Annotated in this window: 2 protein-coding genes and 1 pseudogene; 2 read left to right on the top strand and 1 reads right to left on the bottom strand. The window is 52.4% G+C overall.

Annotated features, from left to right (window positions below; all coding sequences use genetic code 11):
* Nucleotides 1-572: pseudogene (locus B3Z49_RS19975) on the bottom strand (hypothetical protein); the annotation flags it as partial.
* 471 nt (nt 573-1,043) lie between these two features.
* Here B3Z49_RS19975 and B3Z49_RS19970 point away from each other — a divergent pair.
* Together B3Z49_RS19970 and B3Z49_RS19965 are read left to right on the top strand one after the other, a co-directional pair.
* Nucleotides 1,044-2,060 carry a GGDEF domain-containing protein gene (locus tag B3Z49_RS19970; protein WP_296994116.1) on the top strand — a complete coding sequence of 339 codons (1,017 nt, stop codon included), beginning with the start codon at nt 1,044-1,046 and terminating at the stop codon, nt 2,058-2,060.
* Nucleotides 2,061-2,215: 155 nt separating this feature from the next.
* Nucleotides 2,216-3,150 (top strand): GGDEF domain-containing protein (locus B3Z49_RS19965; protein ID WP_296994113.1); only part of this gene is annotated, 935 nt, incomplete at its 3' end.

Raw genomic sequence — 3,150 nt, 5'->3', positions numbered from 1 at the left:
AGGGCATGAATGGTCTGGGTGCGTTCGATCTCGTGCTGATGTTCGTTGATCAGCTTGGATTTCAACAGCAGTTCGTTTTCAAGCGAGGTGAGCCGCCCTTCGAATTCCTGCGACAAACGTTGCAGTTCGGTATTAGCCAGATTGCGCACGCTTGATTTCAATTCGCGCAGAGACTGCCATCCCAGCATGGTCAAAAGTGCACCGACGGCCGCCACGAAATAGAAGAAGTAGGTCACGGTGTTCGATGAATAGGAAATCGCCTTGTCGATGGCCTCAAGCTGCCGGTTCACAACCTCACGCAGCAATTCGGCACGCATGCCCTGCATTTCGGTACGCAAGTTTTTCAACTCATCAAGCACATAGCGTTCCATCAGAGGCGGCATGTTTGACCGTTCCTCGGCCGACAGGGGACGATAGTCGATCGATGGAACATCGGTCGTGCTGTCGGTGACCTGACCATTGACCGTCGTCTGGTCTGTTGAACCGCTGGTCTGGGCGTTTGCAACGTCACCTGACAAAACAAAGCCCAACGCCACCACAACAGCAGCCATCAAAGCCGATAGTTTCTGCATCTTTTTATCCCGTTTTCTTTTCCGGATCGAAGCCGTTTCCTGACAAAGGCAGACTAGGGTCCACACTCATTCAAATAATCGTCCCGGTCACCCGGATTTGTGCGGATACGCGAAGCAAAACCGCAGGAAGATATGTATCTTTCAAGGTTTTGCGACAAAGTGGCCCGTGCAAATCCGGGTGATCCAAAGGACAATTGATATGAGAGAAAGCCTCTGCGTCAAATCCCTTGACCGGGGGGCACCCCGATCTGCGGGCTTTTCCTTGCCATTTCTCTCATATCAATTGCCAGGTCGGTCATTTGAATGAGTTTGGACCCTAGGGCTTAGACGTGAACAAACCAATAAAACTACAACCGCTGCGCTCTGTACGCGCATGTGGGAAAGCTGATATACTGCGTGTGCGAAATGCGCGGCCCAGACTTAAAGAAGTGCCTTTACATCCGACGATATCACTCCTTCAGGTTCCCAGGAATGCCTCAGCAAGAACAATACCGGCAGCGGTCATACGCGATGTCGCGTGAAGCGCTGGAATTGATCAATGAATTGGGTTTGAGTGCAAACCCGATCAATTATGCTGTTTTCTTTGCCTATGTCGAAAAATCAAACGATGACCTTGTTGCGCTGATTGATATTCTGCGCGGCAACAAGCGTGCGCTGGATGATGTCAAATGCCACGAGCTTTATCAGCGATTTATCGATCCTAGCCGGGCCGAGCTTCTGCGTGAAACCATGTCCCATGATATGCACCGGCAGGTTTCCGATCTGATTGATCGACTGGCAAAAGGCAAGGACGTCATCAGCACTGCCGAACTCAGGAATGCCGCCCACGATCTTTTGGGAATGGAAAACCGGGCCAACGCGCAACAAGGCGCAAAAGGCGTGAACGATGCCGATCCGGCACCGGTCGAGGTCACCCAGTTGCTTCTTGATCTTGAGGAAATGAAACGCGAAGCCCATACAGACGGGCTCACGGGGATTGCCAATCGCAAGGCCTTTGACGAAAGCCTCCGCGACGCGGCAATGACAACGATGGAACGGGGTGAGCCCCTGAGCATCCTTCTGATCGACATCGATCATTTCAAACGAGTCAACGACAAACATGGTCATCAAGCTGGCGACCAAGTCATCAGGACATTGGCCAAGACCCTGCAGCAGAATGTCAAGGGACGCGACACCACCGCGCGCTATGGCGGTGAGGAGTTTGCCGTCGTCCTTCCGGCCACGACGCTTGCGGACGCCATGCGGGTCGCGGAAAACATTCGCGCATCAATCGAGTCTCTTCATCTGAGAAGTTTCAATCGCAGCGAAGATCTGGGCCGGATCACGGCATCTGTCGGGGTTGCGACATATCAGCTGGGTGAACCCCTGACCCGCGTGATAGATCGTGCCGACCAGGCGCTTTATCTCGCCAAGGCGAATGGTCGAAACTGTGTGATGAACCAGAATGATCTTCTGACCCAGCCGATCAATCGCGCAGAAAGCGCATAAGCGTCCCGCCTTCACAATTGACCTGTTTTATCATGTGAAATCAAAAATCCCCCGCAATCCGGGAGATTCGATGATTTAAATCAAACCTTTCGCATATGCGTTTGCATAGGATGGTGCCGAAACTTATGGCGACATAATTCTACTGCAGGCAATTGATGAGCGCGTACGGGTTTAATCACAGAACAGCTCAGCAGCACAGCAACGCTGCCCACAAACTGATGGCAGAGTTGGGTGTGGTTTCGCATCCGGACAATTTCCAGCTGTTTTTCACCTATGTCGCGCATACGAACTTCGATCTTTGCCGCACGATCGACATTCTGCGCAGCAACCATCGCGAATTTGATGAAGCACAGTGCGAAGAGCTCCATACCCGTTTCTTCAGCGACAAGCGCGAAAACGAAATCATCGAACGCATTTCAAACGACTTGCGCGCGCAGCTGGGCAGCATCCTTGATACCGTGAACAAGGTCGGCGTCGACACACGGAAATACAAAAAGGCGCTTGATCATTTTTGCTCCTATGTCGGGGACAAGAACCGTAACCTCAGCAATCTTGAACAGGCACTTCATACCCTTCTGGGCGCCACCCGCGAGATGGAGGGCGTCAACCGCAGCCTTGAAAGCCGGTTGACAAACAGTTCGTCGGAAATCAACCGTCTGCGCGAAGATATGGAAAACCTGAAACGCGAAGCCATGACCGATGGGCTGACCGGCATTGCCAATCGCAAGGCGTTCGATATGCAACTGCGCGATGGCATGATGCATGCCATGGAAGACGGTCAACCGCTTTGCCTTCTGCTTCTTGATATTGATCACTTCAAAAAGTTCAACGACACCTATGGTCATCAGGTCGGTGATCAGGTGATCCGGTTGATGGCAGAATCGCTGAAACGCAATATCAAAGGCCAGGATACTGCCGCCCGTTACGGCGGCGAGGAATTCGCAATCATCCTGCCAAGCACGTCGCTTGGCAATGCCGTGTTGTTTGGCAACAAACTGCGTCAATATATCGAAAGCCACAAGGTCGTGACCAAAAGCGGCAAGACGATCATCAGCAAGGCGACGGCGTCAATCGGGGTGGCTGAATTCCG

It is taken from the genome of Thalassospira sp. UBA1131 (genome assembly GCF_002311515.1).
Lineage (GTDB): Bacteria > Pseudomonadota > Alphaproteobacteria > Rhodospirillales > Thalassospiraceae > Thalassospira.
Note: the sequence above shows the minus strand (reverse complement) of the source record. Positions and strands in the feature narration are given on the sequence as shown.